Raw genomic sequence first — 20,638 nt, 5'->3', positions numbered from 1 at the left:
CGGACCAGCCGTTCGCCGGAGTCCGGCCCGGCCGTTCAGCGCAGCTTGCTCAGCGTCCGGGCGTATCCGGTCCACTCGGCGACGTCGCCGACGTCGGCACGCACCTGGGCCTCGTTCATGATGCCGAGCACCTGCTCGGCGGGCGCCTCGGCGAGCTTGCCGAGCGTGCTGATCCCGGCGCGGGCCAGCGCCGCCCGTGCCTTGGTCGGCACCCCGGCCAGCATCGCGATGTCGGCGTCGCCGACGTTCTCCAGCTCGGTCTCGATGCCGAGCGCGGCGGCGACCGCTGACTGGGCACCGACCGTGGTGCGGACGATCACCGCCTCCCGCTCGCTCACCTCGGCGAACATCGCGTCGACGCTCGGGTAGCTGGTGTCCGCCGGCAGCACCTTGAGCACGTCGCGGACCAATCGGCCGTCGGCCACCTCGTCCTCGCCGAAGAGGCGGATGAACTCCGCCAACTTCACCTCGCGCGGGAAGCGCTGCCGGACGTCGCCGTGCTCCGCGGCGTACCGATCCAGGTAGGCGGCGCCCCGGACCTTCGGCCCCGCGACCACATCCACCCCGAGCGTCTCCACGGCGGGCAGCACGATGGTGCCGGCCTTGGTCTGCCAGATGCTGACCTTCTTGTCCATGAACATCGTGGTGCCCATGTACTTCCCGAAGTCCAGTGTGCTGACGTAATTGGGAATCTGTTCGATGGCGTACGGCCCGATGTTGACCTTGTTTTCGTGCACCGTCGAGTGCAGCCGGTTGATCTCCGCGCGGATCTCGTCGAGCAGCCGGCGCAGGCTCACCCGCATGGCGGCCATGCAGGAGAACGCCTTGGCCAGGTCGGTGCCGAGGTGGTCCAGGTCGTGCTCGATGCGGTGGAAGCGCTCGTTGAAACCCTGCTCGCCGGGGGTCTGGCCGGCCTGCACGACGTCCTCGCCGTCGACCCAGTCGGTGTGCGCGAAGGTACGGGCGAACGGCGGCGGCGCGCAGCCCGGCTCGACCGCTGGGAACGGCTCGGCGTAGCTGAACACCCGCTTCGCCGTGCCCACGTTCTCGTAGATCCAGGAGGAGACCAGCACGCTGGCGTCCGAGGCCGGGATCCCGTGCTTGGTGAACGCCTCGTACAGCTCGGTGACGGTCACCCCGTCGTAGTTGATCTCGCTCGCCATGGTGGTGTCCCTCTCAGAGCTGGTCGTACACGCCGCGGTGCCGGCGCTGCTGGAAGGTGCGGAAGGTCCGGGCCACCGCCGGGCGCAGCGGCTCGGCGTCGCCGTCGGCGTCGAGGTCGACGTGGTCACGCCGGATGCCGAAGGTGTTGATCTCCACGCCGAGCGGGCAGACCCGACTCAGGGCGTTCATCAGCCGCTCGTACTGCGCCAGGGTCAGCGCCACCCCGTCGGGCAGCTCCACCCGGAACTCGTACGGGTCGGTCAGCCCGGTGCGCGCGTAGGAGAGCGCCACCACGGCGACCAGCCCGGCGTGGGTGGGCCGCAGCGTGGTCCGCGCGCCGACCGCCTTGATCTCCGCCGTGCCGCCGCCGAGCCCCACGGTGTACCAGCGGAAGCCGGTGGCCCGCCGCTCGGCCAGGTTCAGCCCGGCCTGCGGGAGCCCGATCACGCTGCACACCAGCAGCACCCGGTTGCCGGTGTCGACCAGCGGCAGCGCGGCGGCGAGGTGCTGATCGCGCAGCAGGCCGACCAACCGGGCCAGCCGGTCGGCGGCGGCGGGCTGCCCGGCCACCAGCGCCGAGGCGAGTGCCGCCGGAAGCTCGATGGTCTCCACCAGCTCGTCGGGGAGCCGGTTCAGCGCGGCCACCACCGGTGCCGGTTCCCGTACCGCGGGCAGGCCGGCGGCGGCCAGCACCTGGTCGACCGGTTGCCCGGCCGGCCGGGTCGGCACTGCCGCCCACCGGGTCCGCGCCGCCGCGTCGGTCAGCGACGTCCACGCCGCTTCCCCGGCGCCGGTCCAAGCCGTCGCGGCGGCGGCCAGCCCGGCCAGCAGCAGCGCGTTGCCGCCCGGGTCGCCCGGCGCGTGGAACTGCGCCTCGACCGCCGCGTCGGCGCCGACGGCGGCGGTCGCCGGCGCGGTCACCGCCAGCCCCCGGGTGGGCAGGTGGGACAGGTACAGGGTGCCGGTGCTGACCCGGTGCGCGGTCTGCACCCCGCACACCCGCCACAGCCAGCCCAACTCGCCGTCGGCCGCGACCGTGGGCACGCCGGCCGCCCGGGCGGCGAGGATCAGCGCCTCGGCGGTCCGGTCGGCGGTCACCGCGCGGCCGGTGTTCAGCACCCGGTTCCGCAGGTCGGTGGCCTGCGCGGCGGTCGGCGGGGTGAGGTCCACGCCGAGGCCCAGCTCGTAGCGGCTGCCACCGGCGTCGTCCTGGGCGCGGGTCACCTGCCACACCACGCTCGAGCCGAGCGCCCGGCAGACCCGCCCGGCCCGGTCCAGCGCGGCCGCCAGCGGCGGCGCGAGGCCGTGCCCGCTACCGAAGGCGTACGACTGGCGCAGGCTGGCCCGCAGCGCGGTGACCTCGGTCAGCCGGCTCGCGGGCAGTGCCCGGCCGGCGTGCGTGGTGTTGTTCGGCGGAGTGTTCGCCGGCAGCACCAGCCGGTCCCGGCGCAGTTGGGCGAGGAAGTTGGTGCGGTGCTGCGGCTCACCGGCGGCCACCAGCCGGATCGCCACGGCGAACCGGTCGTCGTCCTCCCGCACGGTGAACCGCGCGCCGCCGGGCAGGTCGGCGAAGAGCCCGGTGTTCGGGTCGGCGTCCGCACCGGGCCCGTTGAGCAGCCGGCGCACCGCGCCCGGGGTGGGCAGCAGGAACCGCCGGTAGAGCCCGAGCCGGTGGGCGTACGCGGGGTCCGGCTCGCGGGCCGGCGGGGCCAGCCGGCGGGCGTACACCTCGCCGCTGGCCGGCTCGTGCACCAGCTCGTCGACGAAACGGGCCACCCCGACGTCGGCGCCGATCCGGTCCAGCGCGTCCCGCCGGGCGTGCGCGAGGGTGCGGTACGCGTGCACCTCCCGGGCGGCGCGGCGCAGCCGGTGCTTCTCGTGCGACACCAGGTAGAGCAGCCGGCCCAGGTTGCCCTCCACCACGGCCAGCTCGACCAGCCCGGTCAGCGCCGCACCGGTGACCGCCGTCGCCGCACCGCCGTCGACGGCCCGCTCGACCGACACGGCGACGGTGAACGGCGCGACCAGCGGCTCGTCGACGGTGTCCGGCACGTACGCCGGCACCGACGCCCCGGCGGCCGACCAGGACGCGAAGACGACCGGCGGCTGCACCCGCTCGCCGGCGCCGCCCGGGTCCACGGTGACCGTCACCCGGACGGTCTCCTCGACCAGGTCCCGGCGCAGCACCACGGTGAGCAACGGATGGCGGCTGGTCCAGTCCACCGCGGCGGCGCCGGATGCGCCGATCGGTACCACCACCCGCCGCACGGTCCCCGGGTAGGGGCCCTCCAACTGGTCGACGAGGTTGCGTTCGACGGACGGATCGACCCCGTCCACCGGCACCCGGATGTCGGTCATGGCGCCCCCGCTCAGACGATCCGGAACGGCCGGGGGTCGTCCCGGTCGACGTAGACGGGCACCTGGTTGGCGGCGAGCACCGCGTTGTCCCCGACCGGCAGCCGCTGCACCCCGTCGCCGGTGGGCGCGTTGCCGGTCACCACCACCGCCGAGTCGGCCGGGAAACGGACTAGCCGCAGCTCGCGGACGTCCGCGACGCCCGGCTCGTTCATCAGCGTCCAGATCACCTCGGCGGCACGGACCGGCTCGCCGAAGGGCAGCTCGTCGACGTAGCGGCGCAGCCGCGCGTGCAGTCGGGCCCGCAGCTCGGTCGCGGCGGTGGACGCGTTCACCGTCTCCCGGGAGCCGGTGGGCAGCGGCAGTCCGCGGATCACCAGGTCGGCCTCGACGCCGATGCCCACCTCGTCGGCCCGGTCCACGGAGGCGAAGATGCCCACCGGGCGCAGGTCCTCGATCACCGACTCGACGGCGGCGTGCAGCCCGTCCGGGCCGTCCCAGATGGCCGCGGCGGTCGGCGCGACCAGCACCGTGACGTAGTACGGATTTCCCAGGTCGCGTTCGGTGCTGAAGACCCGTTCGATGAAGTTGAAGTTGCCGAAGATGGACTGGTTGAGGTCCAGCCCGCCCCGACCGTCGAAGACCTGCACCTGGCGTACGCCCGGCACGGTGGCCACGGCCAGCCCGATCGCCTCGGCCGTCCAGATGGACCGGGGCGCGGCCAGCAGCAGTTGCCGGTAGCGGGCGTCGGGGACCTGCTGGTCGCCGCCGGTCAGCGCGACGGTATGGGTGATCTCCACCAGCTCCTTCCCGGCGGCCTGCTCGGCGTCGTCCAGGTCGGACAGCAGCGTGTCGGCCCGGTTCCACCGGTCGATCTTCTGGTTGGCCTGGCTGGGGTCGAGGTTGTGCGACGGGCCGGGGTAGAACGCGGCGACGGCCGGTTCCCGCTCGCCGACGGCGGCGGAGAGCACCACCGTCTCGTCGAGCGCGACGTGGTGCCCGCCGGGGGTGGACAGCCGAGCGCCCCGGGGCAGCGTGAGCTGGGTCCGGCCGGTCGGCAGCGCGGCCTTCAGCTTCAGCTTCACCGTGCCGCGGGCCGGCAGGTACGGCCGGGGGATGCCGAGTTCCTCGCCGAGGCGGGTCAGCGCGTCGGCGGTCGCCGACACCACGTACGAGTTGTCGTAGACGGCGCCGAGGGCCGCCCAGAGCCGGGCGTCCTCCAGTGCGGCCAGTTCGAGGACCTTGCGCAGCACCGCGCCGCTGGTCAGGTCGATGTCCTCGCCGAAGAGCAGCCGGGCGGTGGCCAGCTTCTCGGCGAGCAGCCGGGCGAAGGACTTCGGCACGAAGCCGGTGTCGACGATGCCGAACCCGGTCGAGCCGGTGGCGCGCAGCGCGGCGGCGTCGACCGCGAGGACGTCGGCCAGCTCGGCGGGGAGGGTGGGATCAGACACTGGGCAGCTCCCCCAGGTGCACCGAGAGCCGGTCGTCGGTGATGGTTTCGAATTGGACCTGCACCTGGAGGGTGCGGGAGGCGCGCAGCGTGGCCCGGGCGGCGTCGTCGGCGCCACCCTGGCCGTCGCCCCCGACACCCAGCCGGCCGTCGTCGAGGTTGACGTCGACGATCCGCCGGACGCGGGGGTCGCGGTCGAGCAGCGCGATGATGCCGATCCGCACCTGCTCGCGGATCAGGGACGGTTCGACCGGTTCGGCCAGGGCGTTGAGCCCGTCGAAACCGAAGGTGGCGTCGAAGACGTTCGAGCCGCGCAGCGTCGTCAGCGCGACGGCGAGACTCTGCGCCACGTTGTCGGTGCCCGCGACGAGGGCCAGCACCCGCCCGTTCGGGCCGTCGTCGAAGACGACGTCGCGGCCCAGGTCCAGCCCGGGCATGGTGGGTTCGAAGGCGAGGCCCCAGCCGAGGTAGCGGCGCTGGGCGGCCTGCCGTTCCCGCTCGGTCCGGTCCATCTCAGACCGCCTTCAGCTTGCTCTGTTTGGCGGTCGCGGCCAGACCGGGGGTGCTGCCGTTGGTGGCGCCCTGGAGGGTGCTCAGCGCCACCCCGGACCCGCCGACGAAGAGCTTCTGGGCCGCGCCGGTCGCCGACACCACCTTCTTGCACTGCACGGTGGAGTTGCTGTCGGTGATCGTGCACCCGGACACCGACTTGCCGATGATGCCGTTGAGGCGGGTCACCTTGGCGCCGGCCACGATCAGCTTCGCCTGCCCGGCCGGGGTGACCGCGCCCTCGCTGGGACAGTGCACGTCGCTCGACGTGGTGAGCACGAAAGCCATATTGCTCTCCTCAGTGGACGTTCATCACGTTGTCGACCTGGACGTCGACGTCGTCCGCCTCGATCGCGACGTCGTCGGCGGCGATGGTGACGGTGCCGCCGCTGATGTTCACCGCGCCGTTGCCGGCGTCCAGATCGATCTGGGTGGCGGTGATGGTGATCGAGCCGTCCTGTTTCATCACGATCGACGACCCACCGGCGGCGTGCTCGATGGTGATGCTGTCGGCCTGCTCGGCGCGGGCCGGGCGCTGACCCCGACCGCGCAGTGTGGACCGGCCCACCCGCACCGTCAGCTCCCCCAGCTCGATGACCCGGTTGCCGTCGCCGTCGGTGAGGTCGTGCGCCACCTTGCCGTCGTGGTCAGCGGGCACCACCGTGTCGCCGATCGACGAGCGACTGTTGGTGGCCACCCCGACCGGCAGGGAGAGCCACCAGTCCCCCGGCTGGGACACTGGGGCGTGCCCGGTCGGCCAGAGCGCGCCCACCTCCACCGGGTCGTCCGGGGCACCGTTGCGGTAGGCCAGCGCCACCCTGGTGCCCGGATAGCGGGGCAGAATGAGCCCGCAGCCACCCCACGCGAAGGGGGTCAGGTAGGTCACGCCGGGCAGCGGCGCGGGCTGCTCCCGGCGTACCGGCAGCCGGCGGGCGCCGTTCGGCCGGCCGTCCGGCCGGGCCAGCCCCTCCCAGACCGTCTCGGTCTGCGCCGGCGGCTCGACCGCACCGCTGGCGTTGGTGGCCGCCGCCCGCACCTCGCCGATCTCCAGCCCGCGCGTCTCGCCCCGGGCCGCGCGGGCCGCCCGGCGCACCGCCTCGGCGGCGGCCACCCCGGGCGAGGAGGCCGGACCGGCCGGTTCGGCGGCGCCCACTCCGGAGGCGTCGCTCCAGCTGTCCCACGCCTCGGCGCCCGAGGTGACCTCGACGCCCTGCACGACCGTCACGAAACCGGCGGTACGCGACAGTGTGTGCCGGGCGGCACTGAGGTAGAGCAGCTTCGCCCCGGCGCCCAACTCCCCGGTGGACGGGGCGAACGGGGCGGCGAACGAGCCGAGCAGCGCCGCGCCCACGCTGCCCAGCGTGGTCGCCTCGTCCACCGCCGGCGGGTCGAAGCGGACCAGGTCACCGGGCTTGAGGTCGGGGCGGCCCTTGCACGTCAGCGTCCACGCCCGCCGGCGCGGCGGCGCCGTGCCACCGGCCTCGGTGGCCGCGTACGGGTCGGTGTCCTGACTGCCGTTCTCGGTGCACTCCAGCAGGCCGGTGGCGAGGGTGAGCGGCTTCGGCTCCCCCTCCGGGTACGGGATCGGCCGCTTGCCGACGTGCACGGTGCCGTCGCGGATCAGCAGCATCCCCCGCCCGTACGCGTTCAAAGACTGCTGCAACGCGCCACCGATGCGCTCCAGCGCGGCGCGGTAGAGCAGCCCGGCGCCGAAGGCGACCCGCTCGTCACCGGCTGCCTCGGTGGCGCCCCGGGTCATCGTGCCGTCCGGGTTGGCGCCCCAGCCGGTGACGTCGACCCGGGTCCGCTCGGCGATGGCCTGGATGGCGGCGGTGAAGGTGGCCGCCTCGAACCGTTCGGCGACCCGCTGGCCGAGCCGGGCGTACGCCTGCTCGACGAGGGTGAGTTCGGTGTCGTACGTCCGCTCGCCGGTGCGCCGGCGTACCTTGGTCACCCGCAGCACGGCGACCAGCGCCTGGGTCAGCTCCGCCGGTGAGGGGCCGGCGTTGACCCCGACCAGGTTGGTGAAGAACGCGCCGACGGAGGTGTTCGCGTCGCGCCAGTAGAGGTGCAGCTTCGCCACCAGCGGTGGTTGCCCCTCGGCGGTGCGCAGCGCGGCGAAGTGCTCGTCGATCAGCCCCTGCACGGTGATCGTGTACGCGCCGGGGCCCAGCCCCTCGGGCAACGCCGCGTCGATGGCCGCGTAGTAGTCCGCGCTGGACAGCGTGAGCGCGGTGTCGGGGCTGAGCCCGGTCGGGGTCTCCCGGTGGAAGGTCAGGGTCCAGCCGGCGTCGTTGCCGACCGCGCCCTGGCGTACCTGGCCGGTCTGGAACGGCGTGAGCGTCATCGCAGCACCCTTCGCAGCTTCTTGTCGAGCAGGTAGCGGTAGCGCAGCCTGCCGGGGCCCAGCTCGGACTCGACCCGCTGCGCCGGCGGCCGGCGCCGCCACACGAACTCGTTGATCGGCGGCGGCCCGAACCGGTCCACCGCGCGGTCCGCGGGCCGCCAGGCCAGCGTCACGGTCGAGCCGTAGTCGCCGGAGCCGCGTACCGTCCCGGCGTGCAGCAGCCAGGACAGCACGACCAGCTCCACGGCGACCGCGCCGGCGGAGGCCGACGGGCCGGCGGAGGCCGACGGGTCGGCGTCGGGGCAGACCCGGCGCAGGCCGGCGGCGAGCGGCACCGAGCCGAGGATCCGGGTGCCCTGGCGGACGACGAGTCGCAGCGGCACCCGGCCGACCAGCGCCGGCGGCCGGGGCGTGGTCGGGGGCGCGGGTCGGGGCGCCAGGTCGTCGGCGGAGGTGCTGACCACCGCGAGGGGGTCGGTGTCGAGCCACTGCCGGGCCAGGCCGGTGGGCAGGATCAGCACCGCGTGCACGCCGGCGCCCAGCTCGACGCGGTGCGGCAGGCCGGCGGTGAGGCTCTGCCGGATCTCGGTGAACCCGTCGGGCACCTCGATCGGGGTCTCCGGCAGCAGGTAGCGGTCGATCGGGAACGGTGGCATCAGTTCCCCAACCCGTCGGCGAGCGCGCCGACTCCGATGCTGGCCACGTCGAGCAGCTTGCCGAGCAGGCTGGGACGGGGCACGTGAACGAGGGTGATGGTGGTGTCCAGGACGTCGCGGCGGGCGGCCGAGGCGTTGAACGTCAGCGACTGCACCTGCATGTCTGTGCGGATGGTCATCGAGGTGACCAGGATCAGCCCGCCGAACTTCCCGCCGGAGTACGCGGCAAGCGCGGTGCCGCGCTTGCTGGCCTCGGCCATCGTCTCCAGGGCGAACTTCCAGGCGTAGCGTTCCGCGCCGACCAGCACGCCGGTCAGCGTGATGGTGTCGTCGTGGGTGGCCACGATGGCCTTGTGCGCGGTGGAACCGATCGGCGGCAGGTGGTAGGTCTGGGCGAGGGAGATGGCGGTGACCGCCCAGAGCGGGATCGGGAGCACCCCGTCACTGATGATCGCCGACGGCACCGTGCCGTACCGCATGAAGCTGCTGGTGATGGCCATCGTCAGCGCCCTCCGGTCGGTGGCAGCGCCACCGGCGTGCCGGTGGGTTGGACGTCCAGGCCCAGGTCGCGCAGGGCCTGGGTGATCTCGCGGACCTCACCGGCGGCGCTGGTCACCCGCAGCCGCAGCCGGCGCTCCTCCAGCGCCCGGCTGATCCGCGCCGGCCGGGTGGCGGCCGAGCCGCGCCGGTTGATCCGGTCGATCTCGGCGGCGGCGTCCTCCATCCGGGAGATCGCGTCGAGGATCCGCGGGTCGGGCGTGAAGCCCGGGTCGTCGCGTTGCAGCCGGGCGATGGCGTCGCGGAACTCACCGGCGTCGCGGCGCAGGTTGGCGACCAGGTTGTCGGTGAGCGCGCTGACCCCGGAGACGCTGGTCGACCGGTGTGACTTGTCGTCGACCAGCCACACCCAGCCGTCGTGGCCGATGCCGACCAGGTCGGTGCCGGCGACCTTCACGTTGGCGTCCGGTCCCTTGAGGAACAGCTCGATGCTGCTCAGCGAGAACGCGGCGGTGTACTCGCCGAGCACCCCCCGGCCGTAGGTCACCATGTCGTGGCGTAGGTAGGCGCGGAAACCGGGGCCGTCGTCGGCGCGCCCACCCCGCTCCCGGAACCGCCGCCACAGGGTGGCCAGCGCCTCCGGGTTGTGCAGGGCCAGCTGCTGGGTGAGCCAGACGTCGCCGCCGGCCACCACGGCGCGCAGCTCCGGGTCGGCGATCCGCGCCAGGGCCTCGGCCAGCCGGGCCTGGCTGACCTGCAGGCCACGGTTGCGGGCGCGACCGAGGTCGTCCACGGCGGTGCGCAGCCGGGCCAACTCGTCGGGGGTGAGCCGGCCGCCGAGCCGGGTCTCCAGGTCGGCGACGGCGGCCCGCTTGCCGCCCTCGGTCTCGCTGGCCACCGCCCGCCACAATGCCTGCGGCTCCAGTGCGGCGGCGCGACGCACGGCTGCCTGCCGGTCGGCAGGCATGGCCCGGAACGCGTCGTTTACCGCCGCGGCCGGCTCGGAGTGCAGGCCGGCCGCCCCGCCGCCGGCCTCGAACTCCCGCAGCATCGAGTCGGCGTACGCGGCCGCGTCCTCGGCCAGCCGCAGCGGCGCGTCGCCGACGATGCCGTCGCGGGGTCGGCTCAGCTCGCGCATCTCGGTGCGGAGCTGGTCGAAGGATTCGCCGAGCGCTTCCACCCGCACCCCTTCGGGCAGAGTCCCGCCCTCGAGCACGTGGTCGAGGATGCCGGCGATCCGCTCCCGCAGCACGGCGATCCGCTCCAGCCGGGCCACCGCGTTGCCCAGATGCAGGTCACCCACGTCGTCGACGACGTGTCGGATGATGTGCTCCAGCAGCCGCCGGGCGCGTACCTCGCCGACGTCGCCGTGCCCGGCCACGGTCCGCAGGAAGCGGCGCAGCCGTGGGTTGGCGTCGGCGGCGGCGTGCACCGCGGCGGCGTCCAGGAAGCGGCCGGCGCGGAACCGGCGGGGCGGGGTCACGGCCGCACCGCCGGGACGCTTGGCCCGGCGGCGGCGCCACCGGGTTGGGAGTCGAGCACCATGAGGAGGAACCGGGCGCCCTCCGGGCCGCCGACCGCGCTGCGCAGCATCGCCTCCCGCTCCACGTACGCCAGCACCGGCTCCATCAGCTTCTGCACGACGCGTTCCATCACCTCGTTGAGGAGGATCTCGGTGATGAACGCTTGGAGCAGGTCGCGGGAGGCCGCCTCGATGACCTGCCGGGCGACCCGGCGCGCCACGTAGCGGCCACCGGCCCGCAGGCCGGTGCGCAGCCCGTACCGCAGGGCGACCCGGCCGCCGCGCACGACCGCGCCGCCGATGGTGCCGACCTCCGGGATCAGCGACAGCGCCAGCCCGAGGTACGCGGCGAAGAGCTCGACCTCGACCTCGGCGCGGGTGAGCACCAGCTCCGGGTCGATCAGCGCCCCGTAGAGCCGTTCCCGCCGGTGGGCGTGGACCACGTCGCCCACGGCGACGGCCACCCCGACGGCGAAGCCCAGCGGCGGGCAGAGCACCGAGAGGGCGATGATGCCGACGGTCAGCGCGAACGCCGACAGCGCCTGCCGACCCAGTTCGCCGCTGAACAGGTCGTCGACGCCGAGCGCGTAGAACCCGTTGCCGCCGAAGAACTCGCCGAGCTGCTGGTGGGTGACGAGGTGGATGCCCTGGAGGGCGTACCGGCCACCGGGGATGGTGGCCGACGGGATGTGTTCACTGATCCGGCTGGAGCGGAACGCGAACCCGGCGTCCTCGCGGGCGCGGCCGAGCATCTCGGCGTTGTTGCGCTGCATCTCGTGCAGCACCCGCCACAGCTCGGTGCGGATGGCGCTGCGGTCGCCGGCGAAGCGGGCCAGCACGTCGGGCAGGTCGGTGATCTGCTTGACCAGCGGGTCGATGCCCTCGGCCTCGCCGCGCTGGATGACCAGCGCCTGCTCGATGTCGGCGACGGTCCAGAGCACCCCGTGGGAGTCCCGGATCCGGGTCACCCCGTCCCGCTCGACGATCTCGCCAGCCGCCCCGGGGTTGGTGAGGGCGGCTTCGGCGGCGAGGAACGCGCCGGAGAGCGAGTGCGCCGCGCCGTACCAGGCGGTGGACGGGTTGACCACGCTGGCGGTGGCGAGCGTTCCGTCGCCGGCACTGGTGTAGGTGCGGAGCGTCCGGGCCGCCTCGTGTCGACGCAGCCGGTCCCGGAGGCCCTGCAACTCGACGTAGTCGGTGAGTTGGGAGACGATCAGCCGCTCGAAGATCGGCGCGTACCGGGTGAAGTTGGTGATCCGGGCCTGGATGCCCTGCCGGGACGTGAGCAGCAACTGCACCAGCATGGCCTTGTTGCCGATCACGAAGATCGTCCCGACGGCGTCCTTCACCGCCGGCGTGAACGCGTACAGGAAGTGCAGGTTCCAGGCGGCCGGGTGCTCGAGCCAGCCGCCGCGGATCCGGGCCCAGTGCTCCGGCTTCTGGTAGACCGCCATGATCCGCTGCGCGAGATGGTCGAGCCGGGGCACCACCCCGGCGAGGTGACGCAGGAACTGGACGGCGGGTGACGCGACCGGCCGGAAGTCCAGGGGCCCGAGCCGGCCGGTGCCCTCCGGGACCGGGCGGCTGAACGCCTCCCGTTCCGCCGCGCCGACCATGACGCCGATCGCGGCGGCCCGGGCGCGCAGCACCGCGGCGGCCTGGAGGCAGAAGGTCGCCGGGTAACGACAGGGCTGGTTCATCTGGAGTCGGAACGCGATGTCGTCCATCAGCCGGCGCAGTTCGTCGGCGTCCGCGCCGAGCGCGTCGAGTTCGGGTTCGCCGTTGAGCGGTCCGCAGGCCGGGATCTCCGCCCGTCCGCCGGTGACCAGTGGGAACCGGCTGGCGTCGGTGCCGGGCGGCGCGGTCGGGGCGCTCGGGTCGAAGACGAACCCGCCTCGCGGCGTACCGCCGGCCCCGTCGCCGGTCCCGGTGCCGTCGCCCGCACCGGACCCGGTGCCCGTGCCACCGCCGGTCCCCGTGCCACCGCCGGTACCGGAGCCGGCGCCGCCGCCCGGGCCGATACCGACGCCGCCGCCCGGTGGCGCGTTCGGGTCGACCGGCGTCGTCGGGTGCTGCTCGACGCTGATCGGCAGCAGGTTGGCCCGCCCGGTCCAGTGCAGTGTCGTGTCGGTGGCCTCGGTGCCGACCAGCAGCAGCGACGCCCCGCCCACCTGGACGATGATGAGACTGGTCGGCGTCGCGCCGCCCAGCGAGCCGAGGATCGCGTCGACCCGCCGGGTCACCTCCACCTCGACGGCCCGCTCGACCTGCGCCTGGTACTCCTCGACGGTGGTGGTCTCGCCGCGTGGCTGCGCGGTGCGCAGCCGGGACCGGATGTCGGCGCCGATCTCCTCGTCCACCATGGCCACGAGCGCGGCCCGGTCGGCGACCGGTCGGCGGTCGACCGTGCCCGGTTGCGGGCTGGGCGTCCGCGCCTCGATCTCGAAGTGCGGCTGCGGGGTGGCCCGGTAGACCGTCTCGCCGAACCGGTCGAACGTGAAGAACGACAGCGGGGTGGTGGTCACCATGACCAGCCACACCTGCCGCCCTTCCGGGTCGGTGACCCGGGCGATGACGCCCTGCGGGGCGCCGGAGGGCAGGCCACCGTGTTGCCGGACCGCCTCCCGGGCCAGCTCGGCGAAGTGACCGACGAGGTAGGTGACCGGGCGCAGATGCCAGTCGTAGCGCATCGGCGGCGGCTCGTCGCCGTCCACCGGCACCTCGGCGGCGTCGCCACCGTCGTCGTAGGACGGCACCCGGTAGACGGCGAGAAGGTGGCGCATCCGCTGCGGGTCGAAGAGTTCGGTGGGCGGCCGGCTCAGCGGCGCGGCCACCCCGACCGGCAGCCCCGGGTCGAGCCGCGCGTCGGCCACCGCGTCGTCGATGCGCTGCCGTAGCCGGGCCTCGAATGCCCGTCGCTGCTCCGGGCCGACGCGCTCGCGGTCGGCGCCGGTCCAGGTGAACTCGGGAGCGCGGGTGCGTACCTCCAGGTAGCCGCCGCGGGGTGCGACCACCTCGCGGCGGGACCGGTCCAGCGCGCGGGCCAGGGCCGCGGCGAGAGCGTCGGTCACCGCCTCCGGCCGCTCGGTCACCAACCGGGCGTCCAGCCGGATCCGCACGGGCACGTGCACCGAGATGGCCACCGTCAGGACCGCCCGTCCAGGTGCTCGGCGAGCCGGGCCAGCGCGAGGTCAGCGAGCGCGTCGGCGTCGACCGCGCCGCCGACGGCGACCACCTCGATCTCCACCGGGAAGTGGTACGCGATGACCGCGCGATCGTCCTCGGCCACCTGCTCGGCCTCCGCCTCGCTGCCGGCCGCCGGCAGCACCAGTTCACCCGCGTGCACCAGGGCCAGCCCGGTACGGGTGACCCGGGCGGCACGGCCAGCTCCGGTCGCCATCTGCTACCTCCGCGAGGGGTTCGGTGGCCGCCGGTTACGGCAGCACGGACGGGTCGCCGGTCTTCGGGTCGACGGTGGCGGCGAGGCTGAAGCCGCTGAAGGTCGCGGCCGGAGCGCCGGAGATGGTGGCGGTGGTCGGCGTCGCGCTGGTGATCAGGCAGTCCCGCAGCACGAAGGAGGAGAACGCCCAGTCGTCGCCGGTGTGCTCCAGCAGGGCGATGTCGAAGAGTTCACCGTCGAGCGCCAGTTTGGTGAGCCGGCCGGCGACGTCCCCGATCGCCTTGACGGTCATCGTGAAGTTCATCGACACCGGCGCGTGGATGGCCCCCATGTGCGTGACCTCGCACGAGTGCAGCGGCTCGACGTTGAGCGAGAAGGACGGGCTGAACGAGTCGATCGGGCTGATCAGCACCGTCTCGGTGCCCTTGGTGTACTGCACCGCGAGGCGGGTCTTCCACTCCATGGTCTGGTTCCTCCGGTCAGAACTTGGCCACGAGCGTGACCAGCAGGCGGCTCACGGCCGGGCCGTACGTGACGGTGACGACCAGGTCGACGGTGCGGTCGGCCCGGGCGGCGGTGACGATCGAGGTGTCGGTGGCGGTGCGGGCGACCTCCGGGATGCTGAGGATGTCCAGCACCGGGATCTCGATCTGGTAGTCGTCGATCACCGCCTGCCGCTTCAGCGGGCCGAGGATGCCGTCGACCTGCGTCTTCAGCAGGGTCATCCCCGGCTTGGTGATCCGCGCGTCGCCGACGAGGCCGATCAGGCCGGCGCGGAGCATGAACTCGATCTGGTCGAGGGTGCGCACCAGGTCGACGTGCAGCAGGCTCGCGTCGGAGGTGAAGAGCCGCCCGTCGGCGAAGTGCAGGCTCTCGCCGGTGATCAGCGTCGGGTCGATGATCGGCGTGAGGTTGGCCTCGGAGAGGCCCTTGATCTCGGCCGGGCTGTACTGCTTGGCCACCGGGATGGCCACCCCACGGATCTTCTTCAGCACGATGCTGTGGTGCACCGGCAGCCCGGCAACGGCGGCCATCGCGGCGGTGGCGGCGTCGCCGTCCGCGCCCCGGGCCGCGATCATCGCCATCCGGCTGGTGCTGCTCTTGAGCGGGTTTGCCGCGGTGGTGATGTCGGCGACGTAGGTCGGGCTCTTCTCGGTGGCCGGGTTGACCATGGCGAAGCCGATGCGCCGCTGGCCGGCCGCGGACATCGTCTCCACGTGCGCCTTGAGCGCGTGCAGGCCGGTCGGCGCGCCCGCCCCGGCGGGGTTGCCGACGCTCGACTCGTTGGCCAGCGACACCATGGTCACGTCGTCGGCGGCTTCCAGGCCGCTGAGGGCGGCGGCGTAGTCGTCCCCGGCGACCTTGACGCCGTACACCTTGGCCGGGCGCGGGTCCTGGAGGAAGGCCAGCTCCAGGGAGTTGTAGAGGGCGTTGCGGACCACGTTGCCGGCCTGCCGGCGGGCGAAGTTGGTGACCGCGTCGTCGAGGGTCTCGATCCGGACCGGCGTGTTCGCCGGCGCCGAGCCACCGTCGGCGGTCGCCGGGGCCTTGCCCACCACGGCGATGACGCCCGGCGAGCGCTGGGCCAGCGGCGCCGGTGGCGGCACGATCCGGACCTCGATGAACGGGAATGCTGCTGTCGGTGCCACGGGTCCTCCCGGACGGAGTTGCTGCTGCGGTCGGTGGGCGGGAGTCTCAGGTCGTCAGGGCGGCCAGTCCGATGCCACTGCGGGCGAGCCACTGACCGGCCCGGGCGAAGCGGGCGGCCCGCTTCTGCGCGTCGGTGCCGGTGTCGCCGCCGGGCCAGCCGTCGTCGTCGAACGTCTCGATGGGGACCACCCAGACGGCGACGACCCGGTTGCGGCGCCGGACGTCGTCGGGCGCGGGCACGTCCAGGCCCAGCTCCTCGGCGCGGGACCGCACCAGGCGGGTCTCGACGAGCAGGTCGGCCAGGGAGAAGCCTCGGTCGCGGATGAGCACGGCGGCGGCGAACGGGAGCGGGCGCGGCGTGGGCGGGGTGGCCGGCGGGGCGGCGTAGCGCAGCTTGACGGTGGCGCCCGCGGCCTGCCCGCGCATCCGCGCCACCAGGTCACCCGCGTTCGCGGCGCCGACGCCGGCGAGCAGCCGGTCCAGGTGCGCGTCGGTGAACGCGGCCGGCTGGTGCAGCCCGGCGCGCAACCGGGACACCAGCCGGGTCCGCCGCTCGGTCTCCAGCTGCGCCGGGTCGGTCGGCAGCGCGCCCAGGTCGGCGATGATCTGCGGGTCGACGTCGAAGGCGGGTACCGCGACGTCGAGGTCCTCGACCCGGTCCCGGGCCGCGCTGGTCCGCACCACGAGGCTGCCCCGCCAGAGCGCGTCGATGCGCAGCGCCGAAGCGCCGAGGCCGTGCAGGCGTACCCGCAGCTCGGTGCGGGTGGTGCCGCCGGAGCCCAGCCACTCCCCCTCGGCCAGGGTGACCGGGGCGGCGGCGAAGCCGAGGGTCAGCTCGTCGAAGACCGCCGCGTACGGGGGCGTGACCGGCATCGCCTCGGTGTCGTACGCGGCCTCCACCAGGTGGGCCAGCGACGCGTCGTCGAAGACCGCGGCGCGGGTGCCCGGATCGGCCAACCGCACCAGCACCCCGTCGACGAAGTCCACCGCCCCGGCCTCCCCGCTGCCCGCGCCGGTGCACCCTGCCCGGCTGGGCACGAGGATCGCGAAGGGCGCGTCACGCGACCGTCACCACCACCGTCACCGCGCCCGGACGCGGGCCCGACTGTCGGGAACTGAGCACCCGCACGGCGGGTCCGCGGGTCGGCGCGCGGGTCGGCGGCAGTGTTGCTGGAGAGCGTGATACCTCAGAGTCATTCTTATACCTCAGAGTCATCACCCTCGTCCGAACATGTTGGGCCGAGTGTCCGTCACTCCGCGTAAGGCAGGTTTCAGACCCGGGCTGACAGGCCGTCAGTCGGGCAAGGCTTCCCGCAGGACGACGCGGAGGGGATGCGGGGCGGCGGTCGCGAGGTTGCCGAGCACCGCGAGCAGCAGGGCGTACTCGCCGGGCGGCTCGTCGGCGAGCAACTCGCCGGCGTCGTTGATCAGCAGGGTGAGCGGGCCGGCGTCCAACCGGTCGCGCAGCACGTCGGCGAGAGCGTCCCAGGTGCTGCCCAGGTGGGCCGGCAGCGCCAGCGCATCGGCCAGCGCGGCGAAGAGCGCCGGCCTGCTCCGGGTCGCCGCGCCGTCCAGCACCACCGCGCCGGGCACGTCGAGGCCGACATCCCGGCCGACGCTCAACCAGTCGGGCGTCGGACCACCATCCTGATCGACCATCACATGCCTCCTGATCGGGCCGGGCAACGGCGCTGGCGGGGCCGGCCGGTCGCGACCGGCCGGCCCCGCGTCGGTCAGAGCCGGTAGAAGTCGGTGTAGTGGTTGGGCGAGAACCAGGTGACCCCGGTGCTGCGGTTCACCACGATCCGGTACGCGTCGCGGGCGGCGCCCTGGGTGCGCGGGTACACGTCGTACTCGTAGTAGGTGGCGTTGGCGGGCAGTTGCCCCTCGTAGTTGTAGAACCGGCCGCCGGCGAAGTTGGACGTGCCGCCGCTCCAGGAGTACCAGCCGCGGGTGGTCGGGAAGCCCTTGGCCGACCACCCCGAGCGGGCGGTGCGGGCGTCCGCGCAGCGGCTGATGGTGCAGGAGCTGTAGACCGCCGCCGAGGCGGAGTCGGTCAACCGGGGGGCCACCACGGACGGGCCGACCAGCGCGGCGGCGACCATGGCGAGGAGCAGGGCGAGGGTGGTGCCACGTCGGCGGATCGCGCCGAGCGTGGTCAGCGGGGACACGAGGGTGGGCACAGGCTGCCTCCAGACCATCCGATCCATCGATCCGCGTCTCTGTCGGATCGGCTCTAGTCTCACCGTTGCCGGTCGCCCGCAACAGCCCCCGCCGCCCCAACTGATCCACAATGCTCGGTGAACCCCGGATGATCCGCTTCCCCGCCGACCTGACGGACCGGAAGCCGCACGAGCATCCCGACGCAGACCCACAGGTACGCGTTGGCGCCGACGAAGCCCGGCACCCCGGCCGAGCCGTTGGCGAACACCCAGACCAGCCCGCTGCAGAGCAGCACGTACCCGACGACACCGGCGCGCAGCCGGCGGCGGGCCGCCGCGTCCACCGTCGGCCACGGCAGCGTCGACGCGGCGAGCACCACCAGCCCCGGCGCCAGCCACACCAGGTGGTGCACCCAGGTGACCGGGCTGACCAGGCAGGCGGTGACGCCGGTCAACGCGAAGCCGGCCCGTTCGTCGCCCACCCGTACGGCGTGACGTACCCGCACCGCCCAGACCACCAGGACGGCGACGACCAGCACCAGCCACAGCCGCCGGTCCGGGTGCGCCGGGTCGAGCCGGGCGACCAGGCCGAGCAGCGACTGGTTCGACACGTACGCCAGTTCGCCGACCCGGTCGGTGTCCCACAGCGCCTCGGTGAAGAAGGTCCGGGTGGCGTCCGGGGCGACCGTCGCGGCGAGCACGGTGGCGCCGACGGCGGTGCCGACAGCCGTGCCGGCGGCCCGCCAGCGCCGGGTGACCAGCAGGTATCCGATGAAGATCGCCGGGGTCAGCTTGATCGCCGCCGCCAGGCCGATCCCCACCCCGGCCAGCCGGCTGCCCCGCTCCAGCAGCCACAGGTCCAGGTACACCAGGGCCACCAGCAGCAGGTTGACCTGCCCGAAGCTCACCGTGTCGCGCACCGGGTTCAGCCCGGCCAGCAGGCAGCAGGCCAGCGCGAACGCGTACCAGCGGCTCCAACCGTGACGCCGGGCCAGCGGGTCCACCAGCAGGTGCAACAGGAACGCGATGGCCAGCGCGGTGAGCAGCAGGTTCGCCACGATCGTCGGGTACCAGGCCAGCGCGGCCATCGGCAGCATGCTGACCGCGGCGAACGGCGGGTAGGTGAAGCCGTACCCGTTCCAGGTCGTCCACTCGTAGAGGTCCTCACCGCGCACCCAGTGCCCGACCGCCCCGTGGTACACCCCGACGTCGAACCAGCCCCGGTGCCCGGGCAGCACCGCGATCGCCACCGAGAGCACGGCGACCAGCGCGGCCACCGTCAGCACCCGTCGCCGCGTCGTCCGTCGCGTCGTCCACGGTTCGGGCGCGTCCAGCGTCGCGCTCACCGGGCCACCTCCACGGGCGCGGCCGGCGGGAGCAGCAGACGCAGCGAGCCGACCGCGAGCAGCCCGACCAGCACCCCGGCCGCGGCCAGCACCGCCTGCGCCGCGTCCGGGCCGAAGCCGCTGGGCAGCGCCACGAACGCGAGCACCACGGCGCCCATCGCCGCCGCCGGCCGGGCCCGCCCGTGCGGCGCCGCCGCGGCGATCAGCACCAGACCCCACAGCGCGTACCAGGGACGGGTCGCCGGGCCGAGCAGCGCAACGGCCACCAGCACCAGCCCCAGCGCGTACGCCGGGCCGAGCCGGTGCCGGTGCCACCAGGCGGCGACCGCCACGGCCAGCGCGGCGGCCACGCCCAGCCCGAGGCAGAGCCGCATCGGGGCGTCGCCCAGGTGCAGGTCGAACCGCCCGGCCGCGCGCAACGCCAACCGACCCAGGGCGCTGGAAATCGACCAGCTGTGCCGGTACATCGGGGTGCTGAGCGCGCCGATCCAGCCGTACCCGATGCCGGTGGCCCAGGTGACCGCGGCGGCGGTGCCCACCGCGACGCCGGCCGTGCGGGCCACCGTGGCCGGCAGCGCGCGGTGCCGCGCGGCGAGCGAGACGATCACCAGCAGGCCCACCACGGCCGGCACCTTCACCAGCGCGGCCAGCGTCACCAGCACCGTGGCCGCGCCGAAGTGCCGCTCGAAGGCGAGGCTGAGCCCGGCCACCAGCAGCCCCAGCATCACCGCCTCGTTGTGCGCTCCGGCGATCAGGTGCAGCGGTACGAGCGGGTTGAGCACTCCCAGCCACAGCGCGGCGACCGGATCCACGCCGCAGTGCCGCGCGAGCCGGGGCAGGTACGCCACCAGCAGCGCCACCCCGGCGAGCGCCACCAGCCGCAGCCCGAGCACGCCCAGCACCAGCTTGCCGCCGGTCGCGCCGGAGATCACCGCCGCCAGCGAGAGAAAGACCGGCCCGTACGGCGCGGGCGTCTGCTGCCACATCTGCGGCACCTCGGCCGCCAGTCCCCCGCCCAACTGGGCCACGCCGTGCCGGTACACGTCGATGTCGGCGAGCACCATCGCGCCCTGGGCGAGGTAGCTGTAGGCGTCCCGACTGAACAGCGGCGGCGCCACCAGCAGCGGCCCGGCCCAGCAGAGCAGGGTCAGCGCGGCGGAACGCCGGCCCGACGCCTGCGCGGACGCGGGTGCGGCACGCAGGCGCTCGCCGGCCGCACGCCCTGGCGCGTGCGCGGCGCGCAGGTGCTGGCCGGCCCACCACCAGGCGACGGCGAGCAGTGTCAGGCCGGCGTACCCGCAGAGCAGCGCCGGCCCGGCGAGCTGCCGCAGCGCACTCCACCAGGCGGCGTGCACGCCGACCGGAAGGGCGCCAGCGCCCAGGCCGGCACCGGCCAGCAGCGCGGCACCGACGCCGCCGAGCAGCCGGTACCCGACGACGGTCGGCAGTGTGCGCACCCGGGCAGGATGTCGTTCCGGACTGACCGGCGCGCGACCGGCCGACGATCATCAAGCGACGGCGCGGTGTCGCCCTGGCGCG

General features: G+C 74.1%; 18 protein-coding genes. All 18 read right to left on the bottom strand.

The window, feature by feature from the left end; genetic code table 11:
• Positions 1-35: 35 nt before the first annotated feature.
• Positions 36-1,163: a hypothetical protein gene (locus AB0K07_RS14520; protein WP_363755109.1), complete on the bottom strand. Its 1,128-nt coding sequence runs from the start codon at positions 1,161-1,163 to the stop codon at positions 36-38.
• 13 nt (positions 1,164-1,176) lie between these two features.
• The gene (locus AB0K07_RS14515; RefSeq protein ID WP_363755107.1) at positions 1,177-3,522 is read right to left on the bottom strand and encodes a hypothetical protein; all 2,346 of its coding nucleotides are present in this window, start codon (positions 3,520-3,522) and stop codon (positions 1,177-1,179) included.
• Positions 3,523-3,533: 11 nt separating this feature from the next.
• Positions 3,534-4,970 (bottom strand): baseplate J/gp47 family protein, encoded by a 1,437-nt coding sequence (locus tag AB0K07_RS14510; protein ID WP_363755105.1) that lies wholly within the window; start codon positions 4,968-4,970, stop codon positions 3,534-3,536.
• Positions 4,963-5,481: a hypothetical protein gene (locus AB0K07_RS14505; protein WP_363755103.1), complete on the bottom strand. Its 519-nt coding sequence runs from the start codon at positions 5,479-5,481 to the stop codon at positions 4,963-4,965. Before AB0K07_RS14505 ends, AB0K07_RS14510 begins: the two co-directional genes overlap by 8 nt.
• Before the next feature lies 1 nt (position 5,482).
• Entirely contained in the window at positions 5,483-5,806 is a 324-nt protein-coding gene (locus AB0K07_RS14500) for a hypothetical protein (protein ID WP_363755102.1), read from the bottom strand.
• 10 nt (positions 5,807-5,816) lie between these two features.
• A complete protein-coding gene (locus AB0K07_RS14495) occupies positions 5,817-7,865 on the bottom strand; it encodes a hypothetical protein (protein WP_363755100.1) in 2,049 nt (682 codons plus the stop codon).
• The gene (locus tag AB0K07_RS14490) at positions 7,862-8,521 is read right to left on the bottom strand and encodes a hypothetical protein (protein ID WP_363755098.1); all 660 of its coding nucleotides are present in this window, start codon (positions 8,519-8,521) and stop codon (positions 7,862-7,864) included. Before AB0K07_RS14490 ends, AB0K07_RS14495 begins: the two co-directional genes overlap by 4 nt.
• Positions 8,521-9,021: a hypothetical protein gene (locus AB0K07_RS14485; RefSeq protein WP_053659787.1), complete on the bottom strand. Its 501-nt coding sequence runs from the start codon at positions 9,019-9,021 to the stop codon at positions 8,521-8,523. The genes AB0K07_RS14490 and AB0K07_RS14485 overlap by 1 nt, the downstream gene beginning before the upstream one ends.
• Before the next feature lie 2 nt (positions 9,022-9,023).
• A complete protein-coding gene (locus AB0K07_RS14480) occupies positions 9,024-10,502 on the bottom strand; it encodes a hypothetical protein (RefSeq protein ID WP_363755096.1) in 1,479 nt (492 codons plus the stop codon).
• Positions 10,499-13,684 carry a hypothetical protein gene (locus tag AB0K07_RS14475; RefSeq protein WP_363755094.1) on the bottom strand — a complete coding sequence of 1,062 codons (3,186 nt, stop codon included), beginning with the start codon at positions 13,682-13,684 and terminating at the stop codon, positions 10,499-10,501. Before AB0K07_RS14475 ends, AB0K07_RS14480 begins: the two co-directional genes overlap by 4 nt.
• 2 nt (positions 13,685-13,686) lie before the next feature.
• A complete protein-coding gene (locus AB0K07_RS14470) occupies positions 13,687-13,941 on the bottom strand; it encodes a hypothetical protein (protein ID WP_363755092.1) in 255 nt (84 codons plus the stop codon).
• A gap of 34 nt (positions 13,942-13,975) precedes the next feature.
• Entirely contained in the window at positions 13,976-14,404 is a 429-nt protein-coding gene (locus tag AB0K07_RS14465) for a hypothetical protein (RefSeq protein WP_363755090.1), read from the bottom strand.
• 16 nt (positions 14,405-14,420) lie between these two features.
• Entirely contained in the window at positions 14,421-15,590 is a 1,170-nt protein-coding gene (locus AB0K07_RS14460) for a hypothetical protein (protein ID WP_363755088.1), read from the bottom strand.
• A gap of 46 nt (positions 15,591-15,636) precedes the next feature.
• Positions 15,637-16,578: a hypothetical protein gene (locus tag AB0K07_RS14455; RefSeq protein ID WP_363755086.1), complete on the bottom strand. Its 942-nt coding sequence runs from the start codon at positions 16,576-16,578 to the stop codon at positions 15,637-15,639.
• Between the two features lie 306 nt (positions 16,579-16,884).
• Positions 16,885-17,250, bottom strand: a complete 366-nt coding sequence (locus tag AB0K07_RS14450) for a barstar family protein (protein WP_363755084.1) — start codon at positions 17,248-17,250, stop codon at positions 16,885-16,887.
• A 74-nt stretch (positions 17,251-17,324) separates the two neighbouring features.
• Entirely contained in the window at positions 17,325-17,774 is a 450-nt protein-coding gene (locus tag AB0K07_RS14445; RefSeq protein WP_363755082.1) for a ribonuclease domain-containing protein, read from the bottom strand.
• Between the two features lie 59 nt (positions 17,775-17,833).
• A complete protein-coding gene (locus AB0K07_RS14440) occupies positions 17,834-19,099 on the bottom strand; it encodes a glycosyltransferase 87 family protein (protein ID WP_363755080.1) in 1,266 nt (421 codons plus the stop codon).
• The gene (gene mptB / locus AB0K07_RS14435; protein ID WP_363755078.1) at positions 19,096-20,556 is read right to left on the bottom strand and encodes a polyprenol phosphomannose-dependent alpha 1,6 mannosyltransferase MptB; all 1,461 of its coding nucleotides are present in this window, start codon (positions 20,554-20,556) and stop codon (positions 19,096-19,098) included. The genes AB0K07_RS14440 and mptB overlap by 4 nt, the downstream gene beginning before the upstream one ends.
• Between the last annotated feature and the right edge of the window lie 82 nt (positions 20,557-20,638).

This window comes from Micromonospora sp. NPDC049301 (genome assembly GCF_040678715.1).
Classification (GTDB): domain Bacteria; phylum Actinomycetota; class Actinomycetes; order Mycobacteriales; family Micromonosporaceae; genus Micromonospora.
The sequence above is the reverse complement of the archived record's forward strand: the minus strand, read 5'-3'. Positions and strand labels throughout refer to the sequence as shown.

What these genes read in the sequence shown, in the direction of transcription:
- AB0K07_RS14520 (WP_363755109.1), bottom strand. Translation starts at nt 1,163, where the DNA reads ATGGCGAGCGAGATCAACTACGACGGGGTGACCGTCACCGAGCTGTAC.
- AB0K07_RS14465 (WP_363755090.1), bottom strand. Translation starts at nt 14,404, where the DNA reads ATGGAGTGGAAGACCCGCCTCGCGGTGCAGTACACCAAGGGCACCGAG.
- AB0K07_RS14485 (WP_053659787.1), bottom strand. Translation starts at nt 9,021, where the DNA reads ATGGCCATCACCAGCAGCTTCATGCGGTACGGCACGGTGCCGTCGGCG.
- AB0K07_RS14450 (WP_363755084.1), bottom strand. Translation starts at nt 17,250, where the DNA reads ATGGTCGATCAGGATGGTGGTCCGACGCCCGACTGGTTGAGCGTCGGC.
- AB0K07_RS14495 (WP_363755100.1), bottom strand. Translation starts at nt 7,865, where the DNA reads ATGACGCTCACGCCGTTCCAGACCGGCCAGGTACGCCAGGGCGCGGTC.
- AB0K07_RS14470 (WP_363755092.1), bottom strand. Translation starts at nt 13,941, where the DNA reads ATGGCGACCGGAGCTGGCCGTGCCGCCCGGGTCACCCGTACCGGGCTG.
- AB0K07_RS14505 (WP_363755103.1), bottom strand. Translation starts at nt 5,481, where the DNA reads ATGGACCGGACCGAGCGGGAACGGCAGGCCGCCCAGCGCCGCTACCTC.
- AB0K07_RS14515 (WP_363755107.1), bottom strand. Translation starts at nt 3,522, where the DNA reads ATGACCGACATCCGGGTGCCGGTGGACGGGGTCGATCCGTCCGTCGAA.
- AB0K07_RS14490 (WP_363755098.1), bottom strand. Translation starts at nt 8,521, where the DNA reads ATGCCACCGTTCCCGATCGACCGCTACCTGCTGCCGGAGACCCCGATC.
- AB0K07_RS14500 (WP_363755102.1), bottom strand. Translation starts at nt 5,806, where the DNA reads ATGGCTTTCGTGCTCACCACGTCGAGCGACGTGCACTGTCCCAGCGAG.